General features: G+C 65.7%; 11 protein-coding genes. 8 read left to right on the top strand and 3 right to left on the bottom strand.

What is annotated here, in order from left to right:
* Positions 1-242 precede the first annotated feature (242 nt).
* From ACZ5BO_RS03800 to ACZ5BO_RS03775, 6 genes are all read left to right on the top strand, one after another.
* The gene (locus tag ACZ5BO_RS03800) at positions 243-1,007 is read left to right on the top strand and encodes a DeoR/GlpR family DNA-binding transcription regulator (RefSeq protein WP_025130406.1); all 765 of its coding nucleotides are present in this window, start codon (positions 243-245) and stop codon (positions 1,005-1,007) included.
* Between the two features lie 176 nt (positions 1,008-1,183).
* Positions 1,184-2,590 carry an FAD-dependent oxidoreductase gene (locus tag ACZ5BO_RS03795; RefSeq protein ID WP_464698320.1) on the top strand — a complete coding sequence of 469 codons (1,407 nt, stop codon included), beginning with the start codon at positions 1,184-1,186 and terminating at the stop codon, positions 2,588-2,590.
* Positions 2,577-3,812 carry an NAD(P)/FAD-dependent oxidoreductase gene (locus tag ACZ5BO_RS03790; protein WP_464698318.1) on the top strand — a complete coding sequence of 412 codons (1,236 nt, stop codon included), beginning with the start codon at positions 2,577-2,579 and terminating at the stop codon, positions 3,810-3,812. The genes ACZ5BO_RS03795 and ACZ5BO_RS03790 overlap by 14 nt, the downstream gene beginning before the upstream one ends.
* Positions 3,813-3,839: 27 nt before the next feature.
* Positions 3,840-5,264 carry an FGGY family carbohydrate kinase gene (locus ACZ5BO_RS03785; RefSeq protein WP_464698316.1) on the top strand — a complete coding sequence of 475 codons (1,425 nt, stop codon included), beginning with the start codon at positions 3,840-3,842 and terminating at the stop codon, positions 5,262-5,264.
* A gap of 349 nt (positions 5,265-5,613) precedes the next feature.
* Complete coding sequence (locus tag ACZ5BO_RS03780) at positions 5,614-6,885, top strand: O-acetylhomoserine aminocarboxypropyltransferase/cysteine synthase family protein (RefSeq protein ID WP_025130357.1); 1,272 nt, start codon at positions 5,614-5,616, stop codon at positions 6,883-6,885.
* 148 nt (positions 6,886-7,033) lie between these two features.
* Positions 7,034-7,528, top strand: a complete 495-nt coding sequence (locus tag ACZ5BO_RS03775) for a DUF2165 family protein (protein ID WP_464698313.1) — start codon at positions 7,034-7,036, stop codon at positions 7,526-7,528.
* A gap of 105 nt (positions 7,529-7,633) precedes the next feature.
* Here ACZ5BO_RS03775 and putP read toward each other — a convergent pair whose 3' ends face one another.
* Positions 7,634-9,118 (bottom strand): sodium/proline symporter PutP, encoded by a 1,485-nt coding sequence (putP, locus tag ACZ5BO_RS03770; RefSeq protein WP_025130355.1) that lies wholly within the window; start codon positions 9,116-9,118, stop codon positions 7,634-7,636.
* Positions 9,119-9,242: 124 nt separating this feature from the next.
* On the bottom strand, positions 9,243-9,500 hold the full coding sequence (locus ACZ5BO_RS03765; RefSeq protein WP_464698311.1) for a hypothetical protein: 258 nt from the start codon (positions 9,498-9,500) through the stop codon (positions 9,243-9,245).
* An 81-nt stretch (positions 9,501-9,581) separates the two neighbouring features.
* Between ACZ5BO_RS03765 and putA the strand changes: the two genes are divergently transcribed.
* The gene (gene putA, locus ACZ5BO_RS03760; RefSeq protein ID WP_025130354.1) at positions 9,582-13,535 is read left to right on the top strand and encodes a trifunctional transcriptional regulator/proline dehydrogenase/L-glutamate gamma-semialdehyde dehydrogenase; all 3,954 of its coding nucleotides are present in this window, start codon (positions 9,582-9,584) and stop codon (positions 13,533-13,535) included.
* Between the two features lie 264 nt (positions 13,536-13,799).
* Positions 13,800-15,602: an acyl-CoA dehydrogenase gene (locus ACZ5BO_RS03755; RefSeq protein ID WP_464698309.1), complete on the top strand. Its 1,803-nt coding sequence runs from the start codon at positions 13,800-13,802 to the stop codon at positions 15,600-15,602.
* A 196-nt stretch (positions 15,603-15,798) separates the two neighbouring features.
* Here the strand turns inward: ACZ5BO_RS03755 and ACZ5BO_RS03750 are convergent, their stop codons facing one another.
* The gene (locus ACZ5BO_RS03750; RefSeq protein WP_464701183.1) at positions 15,799-16,530 is read right to left on the bottom strand and encodes a methyl-accepting chemotaxis protein; all 732 of its coding nucleotides are present in this window, start codon (positions 16,528-16,530) and stop codon (positions 15,799-15,801) included.
* Positions 16,531-16,647 lie beyond the last annotated feature (117 nt).

The raw sequence follows: 16,647 nt of genomic DNA, 5'->3' as shown, positions 1-16,647 counted from the left end.
TGTATTAGTTGTGGTTATTACCGAAAAACAACTCATTAACGGTCAATAAAATCTTGAGTTCTTTCAATGATATCCGCTGGCAATGGCTTGGATGGTGACCGCGACCCATTGTTAAATGGGCAACTAAATGCTTAACTTTTCCAGAGAACTTGACCGAATCCGCATCCTGTTGCGCCAAAGGTGTGCGTAAGTAACAGAAACTGCCCATTTGTGTGGCGAAGTACCACTGACGGAAAACCACCATGCGCCCCAACGAACGCCGACAGCACATTCTCGAACTCCTGCGCCAGCGCGAACGGATCTCCGTGGAGGAGCTGGCTCGCATCACCGCCACCTCCCAGGAAACCATCCGCCGCGACCTCAGCGAACTGGCGGAAAGCGGCCTGGTCACCAAGTTTCACGGGGGCGCCGCACTGCCTCCCACTGGCGAACACGAGAACACCTTCCAGACCCGGATGAACGAGCATGCCCAGGAGAAACGCGCGATTGCCCGCTATGCCGCCGGGCTGTTCTGCGCCGGCGACAGCATCTTCATCGACACCGGCACCACCACCCTGTTCTTCGCCCGGGAGCTGGCGCAGCACACGCGCCTGACGGTGATCACCAACTCCCTGCCAATCGCTGGCTGCATTGGCGAATCAGGCAATCGGGTGTTCATGATTGGCGGCGAATACCGCCCCGACTCGACCCAGAACGTCGGCACCCTGGCCCTGGAGCAGATCACCCGGTTCAACGCTGAACATGCCGTGATCACCATCGGCGCACTGAATGAAGACGGCGCCATGGACTTCTCCATCGAAGAAGCCGAGATCGCCCGCGGGATGATTGCCCAGGCCCGCCAGCTGACAGTGATCGCCGACTCGTCGAAGCTGGAGCGCCGCGGCCTGTTCAAGGTATTCCCGCTGGAGCGCATCGACCGCCTGGTGATCGATCGCCAGCCCGGCCCGCAACTGCAGGCCGCGCTGGAAAAGGCCAAGGTCGAAGTGCACGTGGTCAACCCCGCCTGAAGCGCCGCCTGGGCAAGGCTGGCCGGCAGCGGGTAGCGCACAGGCCGGGGCCCTTAAAACCACAATAAATGACCGACTAGTGACCGAATAACAAATTAAATCAACAAATATGGCCCATATTATGCTTTGCTTGTCGCACCGATCCTTGGGTGCTACCGCAGGAAACAGGCATTTATATGACCGAGCTTTATCCGAACAATGTGACTTTCGATGTGGCCGTCGTCGGTGGCGGTGTTGTCGGTTGCGCCATGGCCCGACGCTTTGCCCTGGAGGGGGCACGGGTGGTGTTGCTGGAAAAAGGCAGCGACATCCTCTCGGGCGCGAGCAAGGCCAACAGCGCCATTCTGCACACCGGTTTCGATGCCCCCAGCGGCAGCCTGGAACTGCAGTGCATGCAGGCCGGGTACCAGGAGTACCTGGAGATCCACGGCGCGATGAACCTGCCGCTGCTCAAGAGCGGGGCCCTGGTGGTGGCCTGGAACGCCGAGGACCAGGCCAAGCTTCCCGGCATCCTCGCCCAGGCCCAGGCCAATGGGGTCGATAACGCGCGCCTGCTGGAACCCGGCGAGCTCCTGGCCCTGGAACCGCAGCTGGCCAACCATGCGGTCGGCGCGGTGCTGGTGCCGGATGAACACCTGATCGATCCCTGGTCCGCGCCCCTGGGCTATCTGCAACAGGCCATGGCCCATGGCACCCGGGTGCACCGGCAATGCGAGGTGCAGCAAGGCCAGTTCGACGGCGATTGCTGGACCCTGCACACCAGCCTCGGCTCCCTGCGCGCAGCCCAGGTGGTCAACTGCGCCGGGCTGTTCGGCGACACCCTGGAGCACAACCTGCTGGGCCACAGCGGGTTCCGGATCATGCCGCGCAAGGGCCAGTTCGTGGTCTTCGACAAGGCCGCGGCCCAGTTGCTGCAGCGCATCGTCCTGCCAGTGCCCAACGAGCGGACCAAGGGCATCGTCCTGACCCGCACCGTGTACGGCAATCTGCTGGTGGGCCCGACTGCCGAAGAACAGGAGGACCGGATCCACGCCGGCCTCGACCAGGCGACCCTGCAAAGCCTGATCGACGCCGCCGTGGAACGGATTCCAGCGCTTGCCGGCATCCCCGTGACCGCCACCTACGCCGGGTTGCGCCCCGCCAGCGAAAAGAAGGAATACCGGATCTCGGCCGACCACTCCCGGCACTGGATCACCGTCGGCGGTATCCGCTCCACCGGGCTCACCGCCGCCCTGGGCATTGCCCGGCATGTCTACTCACTCTATAGCCAGCGCTGCCAGCACTACCCGGTGCGCGAGCCGGTCTGGCCGCAGTTGCCCAACCTGGCCGAACACCTGCCCCGTGACTGGCAGCAGCCCGGCTATGGCGAAATCGTCTGCCACTGCGAGCTGGTCACCCGGCGCGAGATCGAAGCGGCCCTGAACGGCCCCCTGGCCCCCGGCGACCTGGGCGGCCTCAAGCGCCGCACCCGGGCCTGCATGGGGCGCTGCCAGGGTTTCTACTGCTCGGCCCAGGTCGCCGAACTCAGCGTCAGTCGCCTGGCCGTCCCCCTTGCCACAGGTCGTTGCCATGAACAGCACTGAAACTTTGCGCCAGGCCGAAGCGGCCATCATCGGCAGCGGCCCGGCGGGACTCGCCGCGGCCATCGAGCTACGGCGCCAGGGCGTAGGCCCGGTCATCGTCATCGAGCGTGAGAACGAAGCCGGCGGCATCCCCCGGCATTGCGCCCACCCGCCCTTCGGCATGCGCGAGTACCAGCGCATTCTCAGCGGGCCGGCCTATGCCCGGCGCAACGTCGCGGCCGCCCTGAAGGCGGGGGTGGTGATCCTGCTGCGCCATAGCGTGGTCAGCCTCGAACCCGGTGGCCTGCTGCGCCTGGCCAGCCCCGAGGGGCCGCTGACGATCCAGGCACAGCAGGTGCTGATCGCCACCGGTGCCCGGGAAACCCCGCGCTCGGCACGCCTGCTGTCCGGTGACCGGCCGGTGGGGGTGATCAACACCGGCGCCCTGCAGAACTTCCTCTATGTACAGCACCTCAAGCCCTTCGAACGGCCACTGATCATCGGCACCGAACTGGTCAGCCTGTCCGCCGTGCTCAGTTGCCGGCGCGCCGGTATCCGCCCGGTGGCCGTGCTGGAGGCCAATAGCCGTGCCACCGCCCGCTGGCCGCTGTCGCTGTTCCCACGGTTGCTGGGTATTCCCCTGCACCTGGGCGCGCAACTGCTGGCGATCAACGGCACCGGCCGCGTGGAGTCGGCCACCGTGCGCATGGCCGACGGCGAAGTTCGCGAGGTGCCCTGTGACGGTGTTCTGCTCACCGGCCAGTTCACCCCGGAGTCGAGCCAGGTGCGCCTGAGCCACCTGCAACTGGACAGCGGCAGTGGCGGGCCCAGGATCGATCAATTCGGCCGCTGTTCGGACCCGGCCTACTTTGCCGCCGGCAACCTGCTGCGGCCCATCGAGACCGCCGGCTGGTCCTACCGTGAGGGGCGGCGCATCGGCGCCCTGATGGCCCTGGCCCTGCGTGGCCAACTGCCTGATGCCCATGACGCCCTGACCCTGAAATACGCCGCGCCGATCAAGCTCGGTGTGCCGGCGCAACTGGTGCGCGGCGAACTCCCCGGCCTGGCGCACCTGCAACTGCGGGTCAGCCGGGCGGTCAGCGGCACGCTGCGGGTCAGCGCCCAGGGCAAGGAGCTCTGGAGCCGGCCGGTGTCCGCCCTGCCTGAGCGCCGCCTGCTGATCCCCCTCAAGGAGTTGCAGTTGCCGGCGCACATCGACCAACTGGACATTTGCATCGACTAGGCCCGTCCCACAACAAGAGAGAAGACCATGCGAATAGCCGCACTTGACCAGGGCACCACCAGCACCCGCGTGCTGGTGGTGGACATGCAGGGCCGAGCCGATATCCAACTGTCGCTGCGTCACCAGCAGCACCACCCGCGCCCCGGCTGGGTCGAGCACGACCCGCTGGAATTGCTGGCCAACCTGCAACGCTGCCTGGAAGCCACCGGCCGGGTCGATGCCATCGGCCTGGCCAACCAGGGTGAAAGCTGCCTGGCCTGGGACGCCATCAGTGGCGCACCGCTGTCACCGGTGATCGTCTGGCAGGACAACCGCAGCGCCGCCCGCATCGAGGAATTGCGCGCCAACGGCGCCGAGGCCTTGACCCTGGAACGGGCCGGCTTGCCCCTGGACGCCTACTTTTCTGCCAGCAAGCTGGCCTGGATCCTGGAGCACCTGCCCGCCGCAAAGGCCGCCCTGGATGCCGGACGCCTGCGCCTGGGCACCACCGATGCGTACTTTCTCGACCGCCTGGCGGGGGTCTACGCCACCGACATCACCACCGCCTCGCGCACCTCGCTGATGAACCTCGCCACCGGCCAGTGGGACCCCGAACTCTGTGAGCTGTTCGGCGTTCCCTTGCAGGCACTGCCCGAGATCCGTGCCACGGTCGGCGACTTCGGGCGCATTGGCCAGCCCCCGATCAGCGCCTCGGTGGTGGACCAGCAGGCCTCGCTCTACGGCCACGGCTGCCGCCGTCCCGGTGACGCCAAGATCACCTTCGGCACCGGCGCCTTCGCCCTGACCGTCACCGGCGAGCAGATCATCCGCGCCCCGGAAAAAGGCCTGCTGGCGACCATCGCCTGGCAGGCCGACGGCCAACCGGTGTACGCCATGGACGGTGGCGTGTACGACGCCAGTGCGGCAGTGGAATGGGCCGGGCGCCTGGGCCTGTTCAGCGACTTCTCGGAACTGGCGAGCTTCGACCAGCCCCCGGCGATCTCTCGCGACCTGGCCTTTGTGCCAGCGCTCTCCGGGCTCGCCTGCCCCCACTGGGACCGCAGCGCCGGCGCGGTATGGATCGGCATGAACGCCGCCACCAGCCGCCTGGACCTGTGCCAGGCGGTACTGGAAGGCGTGGCCCTGCGCAGCGCCGAAGTGATCAGCGCCATGGACGAGCACTTGAGCGTCACCGACCAGTTGTCGATCGACGGCGGGCTGGCCCGCAGCCCGTATTTCGCCCAGTTCCTGGCCGACATCCTGCAGCGCACCATCGTCACCCAGCGCTTCGACGAACTCACCGCCCTGGGGTGCGCCGGCCTTGCCGCCCGCGGCCTGGGCCTGGAGCTGCCGGCCCTGGACAACACCCGTACCGACTATCGGCCGCGCATCGACCCGGCCACCGCCGCTGCCTGGCGCCAGACCTTCAGCGGCGCGGTCAGCCGCTCCCAGGGCTGGTCGCAACCGCGCTGAAAACACCCCTGGGCCAAGGATGGCCCTGGCGTTCCCGCGGCCGGCTGCCCCTTGCCGATCCGCCACGCCTGTTGGACACTGGCGCGCCTGCCTGCGGCCAAGCAGCAGGTACATCAAGCGGTTGCTGGCGACTCAGACACACGGGACCACTGACTGCTGCGCGGGCGCCCACCCTGCCTGCTGCACTCATTAATGGATTAACCAGGGTCCGTTACCGCTTGGTGACAAGCCGCGTTGCTCGGAACTTATTTGGAACAACCAAACCGCGCGCCTCGCGCCTCGCCCTGCGCCAAGTGGGCCTCCGTCGCGGCCTGTCACCAAGCGGTAACGGACCCTAAGTCGAGGAACTATGAAAGACGCAACGATTGCGCTGCACCATGGATTCAAGTCGGACCCGACCACCAAGGCCGTGGCCGTGCCCATCTACCAGAACGTCGCCTTCGAGTTCGACAACGCCCAGCACGGGGCCGACCTGTTCAACCTCGATGTGCCCGGCAACATCTACACCCGCATCATGAACCCCACCAACGATGTGCTGGAACAGCGCATGGCCGCCCTGGAAGGCGGGATCGCCGGGCTGGCAGTGGCGGCCGGCAGCGCTGCCATCCACTACGCGATCCAGACCCTGACCCAGGCCGGCGACAATATCGTCTCCACTCCGCAGCTGTACGGCGGCACCTACACCCTGTTCGCCCACCTGCTGCCGAGCTTCGGCGTCGAAGTGCGCTTTGCCCGGGACGATTCCCCCGAGGCCATCGCCGAGCTGATCGACGACCAGACCAAGCTGGTGTACTGCGAAAGCATCGGCAACCCGGCCGGCAACATCGTCGATATCGAAGGCCTGGCCCAGGCCGCTCACGCCCGCGGCGTGCCGCTGATGGTGGACAACACCGTGGCCACGCCGATCCTGTGCAAGCCGATCCAGTTCGGCGCCGACATCGTCGTGCACTCGGTGACCAAGTACGTCGGTGGCCACGGCAACTCCCTGGGCGGGGTGATCGTCGACAGCGGCAACTTCCCCTGGACCGACCACCCGCAGAAGTTCGCCAGCCTCAACACCCCGGAGCCGGCCTACCACGGCGTGGTCTACACCGAGAAATTCGGCCCCGCGGCCTTCATCGCCCGGGCCCGCACCGTGCCCCTGCGCAACACCGGCGCGGCGCTGGCACCGATGAACGCCTTCCTCCTGCTGCAAGGCCTGGAAACCCTGGCCCTGCGCATGGAGCGCCACACCGACAACGCCCTCAAGGTGGCGCAGTTCCTCGAGAACCACCCACTGGTGGCCTGGGTCAGCTACGCCGGCCTGGCGAACCACCCGCACCACGAACTGGCGCGCAAGTACATGCAGGGCAAGCCCTCGGCAATCCTCTCCTTCGGCCTCAAGGGCGGTTACGCCGCGGGCGTGCGCTTCTACGATGCGCTGCAGATCTTCAAGCGCCTGGTGAACATCGGCGACGCCAAGTCCCTGGCCTGCCATCCGGCTTCCACCACCCACCGGCAGATGAACGAAGAAGAACAGGCCAAGGCCGGGGTCAAGCCGGAAATGATCCGTCTCTCGGTGGGCATCGAAGCCATCGAAGACTTGCTCGAAGACCTCGACCAGGCCTTGAAGCAGGCCTGATCGGAGCGGGCCCGCCAGCCGGCACCGGCAGGCCCCTTGCCACCCTGCCCCGGCCATCGCGCCGGGGCTCGCCGAACCCGCGTTGGCAGCAATGCCTTACCCAGCCCTCAGCCCGCAGGATCATTTCTCACCCGCAAAGGACTCCAACATGACTGTGCGTTACGTAAAGATCATCATGACCCTGGCCGTTGCCGCCTTCGCCTTGCTGGTGGCCTACAACAACATCAGCGACTACGGCTCCAACTTCGCCTTCGTCCAGCACGTGCTGAGCATGGACAGCGTATTCGCCGGCAACAGCGCCACCGACCGGGCCGTGACCCTGCCGCTGCTATGGAACGCCGGGTACTGGCTGATCATCGCCGGTGAAGCCCTGACCGGGCTGCTCCTGACCTTCGGCGCCGTAGGCCTGTGGCGAGCGCGCCACGGCGTGGCCAGCGACTTCAACCGCTCCAAACGCTGGGCCATCGCCGGTTTCTGCCTGGGCTTCTGCGTCTGGTTCTTCGGCTTCATGGTGGTCGGCGGCGAGTGGTTCATGATGTGGCAGTCACCGACCTGGAACGGCCAGGACGCCGCGTTCAAGTTCTACATGGCGATCCTCGGGGTGCTGATCTTCCTCAACCAGCCCGACGCCGAGCGGCACTGAGCCAAGACCCCGCTCCCGGCCCGTCAGGCATAAAAAAACGGCCCGCTGCGATGACGCAGCGGGCCGTTTTCATTGCCCTGGGGAATCAGGGCCGGGGTTCAACACTCACTGATTGAGCTTGAAATCCTTCTCGGCAGCTTCGAAACGCTGGACCATGCCGGCGCTCGGAGCCCCCATCTTGCTCACCAGCACAATCGCCAGGCTGGCGAAGATGAAGCCCGGGATGATTTCGTACAGACCCAGCAGGGCGAAGTGCTTCCACAGGATCACGGTGACGGCACCGACGATGATCCCGGCCAGCGCGCCGTCGCGGGTCATGCCTTTCCACATCACCGAAATCAGCACCACCGGACCGAAGGCTGCGCCGAAACCGGCCCAGGCGTAGCTCACCAGGCCCAGTACGCGGTTCTCGGGGTTGGCAGCCATGGCGATGGCGATCAGGGCCACCACCAGCACCATGGCGCGACCGACCCACACCAGCTCCAGCTGGGAGGCGTGCTTGCGCAGGAAGGCCTTGTAGAAGTCCTCGGTCAGGGCACTGGAGCACACCAGCAGCTGGCAGCTCAGGGTGCTCATGACGGCGGCCAGAATGGCCGACAGCAGCACACCGGCGATCCATGGGTTGAACAGCAGCTTGGCCAGCTCGATGAACACCCGCTCATGGTTCTCGGTCACGGGACCGGCCACTTCAGGATGCGCCGAGAAGTAGGCGATGCCGAAGAAGCCCACGGCCACGGTGCCGCCCAGGCACAGGATCATCCAGGTCATGGAGATGCGCCGGGCATTGGCAATCGACTTCACCGAATCGGCGGCCATGAAGCGCGCCAGGATGTGCGGCTGGCCGAAGTAGCCCAGGCCCCAGCCCAGCAGCGAGATCACGCCGATGAAGGTGGTGTTCTTGAGCATGTTGAAGTTGCTCGGGTCCTGGGCTTCGATCGCCAGGAAGGTGGTGTCGACGCCACCGGTGGCCAGCAGCACGATGATCGGCGTCAGGATCAGGGCGAAAATCATCAGCGTGGCCTGAACGGTATCGGTCCAGCTCACTGCCAGGAAACCACCGACGAAGGTGTAGGCAATGGTTGCCGCCGCACCGGCCCACAGCGCGGTCTCGTAGGACATGCCGAAGGTGCTTTCGAACAGGCGGGCACCGGCGACGATGCCGGAGGCGCAGTAGATGGTGAAGAACACCAGGATCACCACCGCGGAGATGATCCGCAGCAGGCCGCTCTTGTCTTCAAAGCGGCTGGAGAAGTAGTCCGGCAGGGTCAGTGCATCACCGTTGTGCTCGGTCTGCACCCGCAGGCGACCGGCAACGAACAGCCAGTTCAGGTAGGCACCGACGATCAGGCCGATGGCGATCCAGCTCTCGGACAGGCCAGACATGTAGATGGCGCCCGGCAGGCCCATCAGCAGCCAGCCACTCATGTCGGAAGCACCGGCGGAAAGCGCGGTCACCACGCTGCCCAGGCTGCGGCCGCCAAGGATGTAGTCGGAAAGGTTGTTGGTGGAGCGATAGGCCATGAAGCCGATCAGCACCATTGCCGCGATGTAGATCACGAAGGTGATCAGGGTTGGATTGCTTGCACTCATTGAGTTACGCCCTGGCTTTGTTTTTATGGTGCGGCGGCCACTGCCACCCGCCGCCAAACGATGACGCTTGGGAAACGATCAGGCGGGCCGCGCATTTATGACTGATGTTTCCCCAGGAAAGCCATCAGCCGATGAACCAGTCTTGTAGGACGGTTGCACCTTGGCCGCGAATCCTATGCAACAAGACGAACAAGGTGCAACCAATTTGCGTCGAATCAGTTGCACCTTGTCCAAAAACTGGTCGTTGACGACGCTTTTGCTCCTTTTTGGAGCAAGAAATGGCGTTTTCAGAAGCAAAGGCACCAGTAGGAGGCAAGCCACTCCATGCAGGATTTTTATTCCTGACAAGCTGCTTCTTTTTCCAGCTAAAAATGGGTTGCACCCGGTTGCACCTATTGCAGTGCGCGGATAATCTTGCCGCCAGCTGATGCCACACGTGCGTGGCAAACATGAGGATAAAAATATGGCTACCACCACCCTCGGGGTCAAACTCGACGACCCTACCCGCGAGCGCCTCAAGGCCGCCGCGGCCTCGATTGATCGTACGCCGCACTGGCTGATCAAGCAGGCGATTTTCAATTACCTGGAAAAACTCGAGGGTGGTGCAACCCTGACCGAGCTGAGCGCTACCGCCAGCCGGGACACCGAGGAAGCCGGCGAGGTCCAGACCGACCACGCCCACCAGTGCTTCCTCGAGTTCGCTGAAAGCATCCTGCCGCAATCGGTGCTGCGCGCCTCGATCACCGCCGCCTACCGTCGCCCGGAACCGGAAGTGGTGCCGATGCTGCTGGAGCAGGCGCGCCTGCCGGCCGACACCGCCGAAGCCACCAACAAGCTGGCCTCCTCGATCGCCGAGAAACTGCGCAACCAGAAGAGCGCCGGCGGCCGTGCCGGTATCGTCCAGGGCCTGCTGCAGGAGTTCTCCCTGTCGTCCCAGGAAGGCGTGGCGCTGATGTGCCTGGCCGAGGCCCTGCTGCGCATCCCCGACAAGGGCACCCGTGACGCGCTGATCCGCGACAAGATCAGCACCGGCAACTGGCACCCGCACCTGGGCAACAGCCCGTCGCTGTTCGTCAACGCCGCCACCTGGGGCCTGCTGCTCACCGGCAAGCTGGTGTCGACCCACAACGAGGCCGGCCTGACCTCCTCCCTGAGCCGCATCATCGGCAAGAGCGGCGAGCCGATGATCCGCAAGGGCGTGGACATGGCCATGCGCCTGATGGGCGAGCAGTTCGTCACCGGCGAAACCATCGCCGAAGCCCTGGCCAACGCCAGCAAGTTCGAAGCCAAAGGCTTCCGCTACTCCTACGACATGCTCGGCGAAGCCGCACTGACCGAGCACGATGCGCAGAAATACCTCGCCTCCTATGAGCAGGCCATCCACTCGATCGGCAAGGCCTCCCACGGTCGCGGCATCTATGAAGGCCCGGGCATCTCGATCAAGCTCTCGGCCCTGCACCCACGCTACAGCCGCGCCCAGTACGAGCGCGTGATGGACGAGCTGTACCCGCGCCTGCTGTCCCTGACCCTGCTGGCCAAGCAGTACGACATCGGCCTGAACATCGACGCCGAGGAAGCCGACCGCCTGGAGCTGTCCCTGGACCTGCTCGAGCGCCTGTGCTTCGAACCGCAACTGACCGGCTGGAACGGCATCGGCTTCGTGATCCAGGCCTACCAGAAGCGTTGCCCGTACGTGATCGACTACGTGATCGACCTAGCCCGCCGCAGCCGTCACCGCCTGATGATCCGCCTGGTGAAAGGCGCCTACTGGGACAGCGAGATCAAGCGCGCCCAGGTCGAGGGCCTGGAAGGCTATCCGGTCTATACCCGCAAGGTGTACACCGACGTTTCCTACATCGCCTGCGCGCGCAAGCTGCTGTCGGTGCCGGAAGTCATCTACCCGCAGTTCGCTACCCACAACGCCCACACCCTGTCGGCCATCTATCACATTGCCGGCCAGAACTATTACCCGGGCCAGTACGAGTTCCAGTGCCTGCACGGCATGGGCGAACCGCTGTACGAACAAGTGGTGGGCAAGGTTGCCGAGGGCAAGCTGAACCGTCCGTGCCGCGTGTACGCACCGGTGGGCACCCACGAAACCCTGCTGGCCTACCTGGTACGCCGGCTGCTGGAAAACGGCGCCAACACCTCGTTCGTCAACCGCATTGCCGACCAGTCGATCTCGATCCAGGAACTGGTGGCCGATCCGGTAGCCCAGATCGAGCAGATGGCCACCCTGGAAGGCGGCCTCGGCCTGCCGCACCCGCGCATTGCCCTGCCGCGTGACCTGTATGGCGCCGAACGCGCCAACTCGGCCGGCATCGACATGGCCAACGAACACCGCCTGGCGTCCCTGTCCTGCGCCCTGCTGGCCAGCGCCCACAACCACTGGAAGGCCGCACCGATGCTCGGTTGCGCCGCCAGCAGCGAAACCCCGGCGCCGGTACTCAACCCGTCCGACCATCGCGATGTGGTGGGCCACGTCCAGGAAGCCACGGTCGAAGACGTCGACAATGCGATCCAGTGCGCCCTGAATGCCGCGCCAATCTGGCAGGCCACGCCGCCGGCCGAGCGCGCCGCGATCCTCGAGCGCGCCGCCGACCTGATGGAAGGCGAGATCCAGCCGCTGATGGGCCTGCTGGCCCGCGAGGCCGGCAAGACCTTCGCCAACGCCATCGCCGAAGTGCGTGAAGCCGTGGATTTCCTGCGCTACTACGCGGTGCAGGCGCGCAACGACTTCAGCAACGACGCCCACCGTCCATTGGGCCCGGTAGTGTGCATCAGCCCGTGGAACTTCCCGCTGGCGATCTTCAGTGGCCAGGTCGCCGCGGCCCTGGCTGCCGGTAACCCGGTACTGGCCAAGCCGGCCGAACAGACCCCACTGGTGGCGGCCCAGGCCGTGCGCCTGCTGCTCGAAGCCGGGATTCCCGAAGGCGTGCTGCAACTGCTGCCGGGCCAGGGCGAAAGCGTCGGTGCCCGCCTGGTGGGTGACGAGCGCGTCAAGGGCGTGATGTTCACCGGCTCCACCGAAGTTGCACGCCTGCTGCAACGCAACATCGCCGGGCGCCTGGACAACCAGGGCCGGCCGATCCCGCTGATCGCCGAAACCGGTGGCCAGAACGCGATGATCGTCGACTCCTCGGCGCTGACCGAACAAGTAGTGATCGACGTGGTGTCCTCGGCCTTCGACAGTGCCGGCCAGCGTTGCTCGGCCCTGCGCGTACTGTGCCTGCAGGAAGATTCCGCTGACCGCGTGATCGAAATGCTCAAGGGCGCCATGGCTGAAAACCGCCTGGGCAACCCGGAGCGCCTGTCGGTGGACATCGGCCCGGTGATCGACGCCGAAGCCAAGGCCGGCATCGAGAAGCACATCCAGGCCATGCGCGACAAAGGCCGCAACGTGTACCAGATGGCCATCGCCGACAGCGAAGAATGCAAGCGTGGCACCTTCGTGATGCCAACCCTGATCGAGCTGGAAAGCTTCGATGAGCTGCAGCGCGAAATCTTCGGCCCGGTGCTGCACGTGGTGCGCTACAAGCGCAAGGAAATCGACCAACTGATCGCCCAGATCAACGCGTCCGGCTACGGCCTGACCCTGGGCGTGCACACCCGCATCGACGAAACCATCGCCAAGGTGGTGGACAACGTCCATGCCGGCAACGTCTACGTCAACCGCAACATCGTCGGTGCCGTGGTCGGCGTACAACCGTTCGGCGGCGAAGGCCTGTCGGGCACCGGCCCGAAAGCCGGTGGCCCGCTGTACCTGTACCGCCTGCTGTCGACCCGCCCGGTGGATGCCATCGAACAGTCCTTCGCCCGTGCCGATGCCGCAGCCACCCCGGACCTGCGCCTGCGCGAAGTGCTGCTCAAGCCGCTGAACGCCCTGCAAGCCTGGGCCGAGAGCAGCAAGCTGACGGAGCTGGGAGCCCTGTGCAAACAGTTCGCCGAGCAATCCCAGAGCGGCATCACCCGCCCGCTGGCCGGCCCGACCGGCGAGCGCAACAGCTACGCCATCCTGCCGCGCGAGCACGTGCTGTGCCTGGCGGAAATCGAAGGCGACCTGCTGACGCAACTGGCTGCCGTCCTGGCGGTTGGCGGCTCGGCAGTGTGGCCAGAGAGCGAGATCGGCAAGGCACTGTTTGCCCGTCTGCCCAAGGAAGTCCAGGCGCGCATCCAGCGCGTGGCCGACTGGACCAAGGACGAGGTGGTGTTCGACGCCGTCCTGCACCACGGCGACTCCGACCAGCTGCGCAGCGTCTGCCAGCAAGTGGCCCAGCGCGCCGGTGCGATCGTAGGCGTCCAGGGCCTGTCCCAGGGCGAGACCACGATTGCCCTGGAGCGCCTGGTGATCGAGCGCGCCCTGAGCGTCAACACTGCAGCAGCCGGCGGTAATGCCAGCCTGATGACCATCGGCTGATCGCCGAAGGGTCTGCTGTATCGATGGGCGCCCTCACCGGCGCCCATTTTTTTTGCCCGCCCTCCGTAGGAGCCGGCTTGCCGGCGAAAGGGCCTTGAGCCCTGCATCGCCCTCCATAACGCCTTCGCTGGCAAGCCAGCTCCTACACAAGCCAGCGCCTACAACCGCTGTTTGGGCTTTGCATCACCGCGATCAATCTTGCTATCCAGCCTTTATTCACGCGCCTAGACTCGGCCCACTCTCCCCTTTCAAAGGTGCGCCGCCATGTCCGAGACGCTGCTCAGTTCCCGCAATCTGGCTTTCGAGCTGTATGAAGTCCTCGATGCCGAAGGCCTGACCCAGCGCGAGCGGTTCGCCGAGCACAACCGGGAAACCTTCGATGCCGCCCTGAGCACCGCCCGCAATATCGCCGAGAAGTTCTTCGCCCCGCACAACCGCAAGGGCGATGAGAACGAGCCGCGCTATGAAAACGGCCAGGCGATCCTGATCCCGGAAGTGAAGCCGGCAGTGGATGCCTTTCTCGAAGCCGGCTTTCTCAATGCGGCCCGCAGTTTCGAGGCCGGTGGCATGCAGTTGCCGACGCTGTTGTCCCAAGCCTGTTTCGCCCACTTCCAGTCGGCCAACGCGGCCACCACGTCGTACCCGTTCCTGACCATGGGCGCGGCCAACCTGATCGAGAGCTTCGGCACCGACGAGCAGAAGCGGCGCTTCCTGCAGCCGATGATCGACGGTCGCTTCTTCGGCACCATGGCCCTCACCGAGCCCCACGCCGGTTCGTCGCTGTCGGACTTGCGCACCCGCGCCGAGCCCGCTGGCGACGGCAGTTACCGGCTCAAGGGCAACAAGATCTTCATCTCCGGCGGCGATCATCCGCTGTCGGAAAACATCGTGCACATGGTCCTGGCCAAGCTGCCGGACGCGCCGCCCGGGGTGAAGGGCATCTCGCTGTTCATCGTGCCCAAGTTCCTGGTCAATGACGACGGCAGCCTGGGGCCGCGCAACGATGTGCTGCTGGCCGGGCTGTTCCACAAGATGGGCTGGCGCGGCACCACCTCCACGGCGCTGAACTTCGGCGATAACGGGGCGTGCGTCGGCTACCTGGTGGGCAAGCCCCATCAGGGCTTGAGCTACATGTTCCAGATGATGAACGAGGCGCGGATCGGCGTCGGCATGGGCGCGGTGATGCTCGGCTACGCCGGCTATCTCTATTCCCTGGACTACGCCCGCGAACGCCCTCAAGGCCGCCTTCCCGACAGCAAGGACCCGACCACCGCACCGGTGGCGATCATCCAGCACGCCGATGTCAGGCGCATGCTGCTGACCCAGAAGGCCTACGTCGAAGGTGCCTTCGACCTGGGGTTGTACGCGGCGCGGCTGTTCGATGACACCACCACCCTGGACGGCGAAGCCGAACGCCAGCAGGCCTATGAACTGCTGGACCTGCTGACGCCGATCGTCAAGTCCTGGCCTTCGGAGTTCTGCCTCAAGGCCAACGAGCTGGCGATCCAGATCCTCGGCGGCCACGGCTACACCCGGGAGTATCCGGTGGAGCAGTACTACCGCGACAACCGCCTGAACCCGATCCATGAAGGCACCCACGGCATCCAGTCCCTGGACCTGCTGGGCCGCAAGCTGGCGCAGAACGGCGGCGCCGGGCTCAAGCGCCTGATCCGCCTGATCGCCGACACCGGGGTGCGGGCCCAGGCCCATGCCTCCCTGGATGCCCTGCGCCTGCCGCTGGAGCAATTGGTGACGCGCCTGCAAAGCGTGACCCTGGGTCTGCTGGGGGATCTGGCCACGGGCAAGGTCAGCACGACCCTGGCCAATTCGGCGCTGTATCTCAAGGCGTTCGGTCATGCGGTAATCGGCTGGCGCTGGCTGGAGCAGGCCATCCGGGCCGAGGAAGGACTGGCCCGGGGCGATGCCGGGGATCGGGACTTCTACCTGGGCAAGCTGCAGGCCGCGCGGTATTTCCTGACCTGGGAAGTGCCGGGATGCCAGCATGAGCTGACACTGCTGGAAACCCGGGACGCGACCTGCCTGGAAATGCAGGATGCCTGGTTCTGAGGCGACCGCCGCAGGAGCCGGATGGCCGGCGCAAGCGTCCGGCCTGACATTGCGCAGCGCGCGGTTCGCTGGCAAGCCAGCTCCTACATGAGGCTTCGCTCCGCGCTCGTAGGAGCCGGCTGGCCGGCGAAAGCGTCCGGCCTGACATTGCGCAGCGTGCGGTTCGCTGGCAAGCCAGCTCCTACAGGCTGGGCACTCAGCGCAGCTTGAACCCGCCGACCTGGCGGGCGAGGTCCTCTGCCAGGCGCTGCAAGGTCCGGCAGTCTTCACGGCAGGCCCGCACTTCAGCCGCCGTGGCCCGGGCCAGGTCGGAAATGCCCTGGACATTGCGGTTGATCTCTTCGGTCACCGCCGACTGCTCTTCCGTGGCGGCCGCCACCTGCTGGTTCATGTCGCTGATGTGCTCCACCTGCCCGGTGATTGCCGTCAGCGAGGCCCCGGTCTGCTGGCTGGACTGAACCCCGGTGCCGGTCGCGGCTCGCCCGGCGTGCATCGAGGACACCGCATTCTCGGCGCCCTGCTTGAGGCTCTGGATCATCTGCTGGATTTCATCGGTGGAGGCCTGGGTGCGCTGGGCCAGGGTCCGCACCTCGTCGGCCACCACGGCAAAGCCGCGGCCCATTTCCCCGGCCCGGGCGGCCTCGATGGCGGCGTTGAGCGCCAGCAGGTTGGTCTGTTCGGAAACCCCGCGGATCACCGCCAGCACCTGGTCGATAGAGGCCACTTGCTCCGCCAGTTCGCCTACGGCACCGGCGGCCCGGGCGATTTCCCCAGACATGCTTTCGATGTGCAGGATCGACCCGCCCACCACGTCCCGGGCCTGCAGGGCTTCATCCCGCGCGGCCTGGGAGGCGTCTGCTGCCTGTCCGGCATTGCGCGCGATGTCCTGGACCGTCAGGCCCATCTCATGCACGGCGGTCGCCACCATGTCGGTCATCTCCTGCTGCCGGCCGGAGCGTTCGGCGGTGTTCTCCACCACCGCCGCCACTTGGCCGACCGATGAGCGCAAACGCTCGGTGGTGGCCAGCACTTCGCCGATCATGCC

It is taken from the genome of Pseudomonas sp. FFPRI_1 (assembly GCF_055384485.1).
Note: the sequence above shows the minus strand (reverse complement) of the source record. Positions and strands in the feature narration are given on the sequence as shown.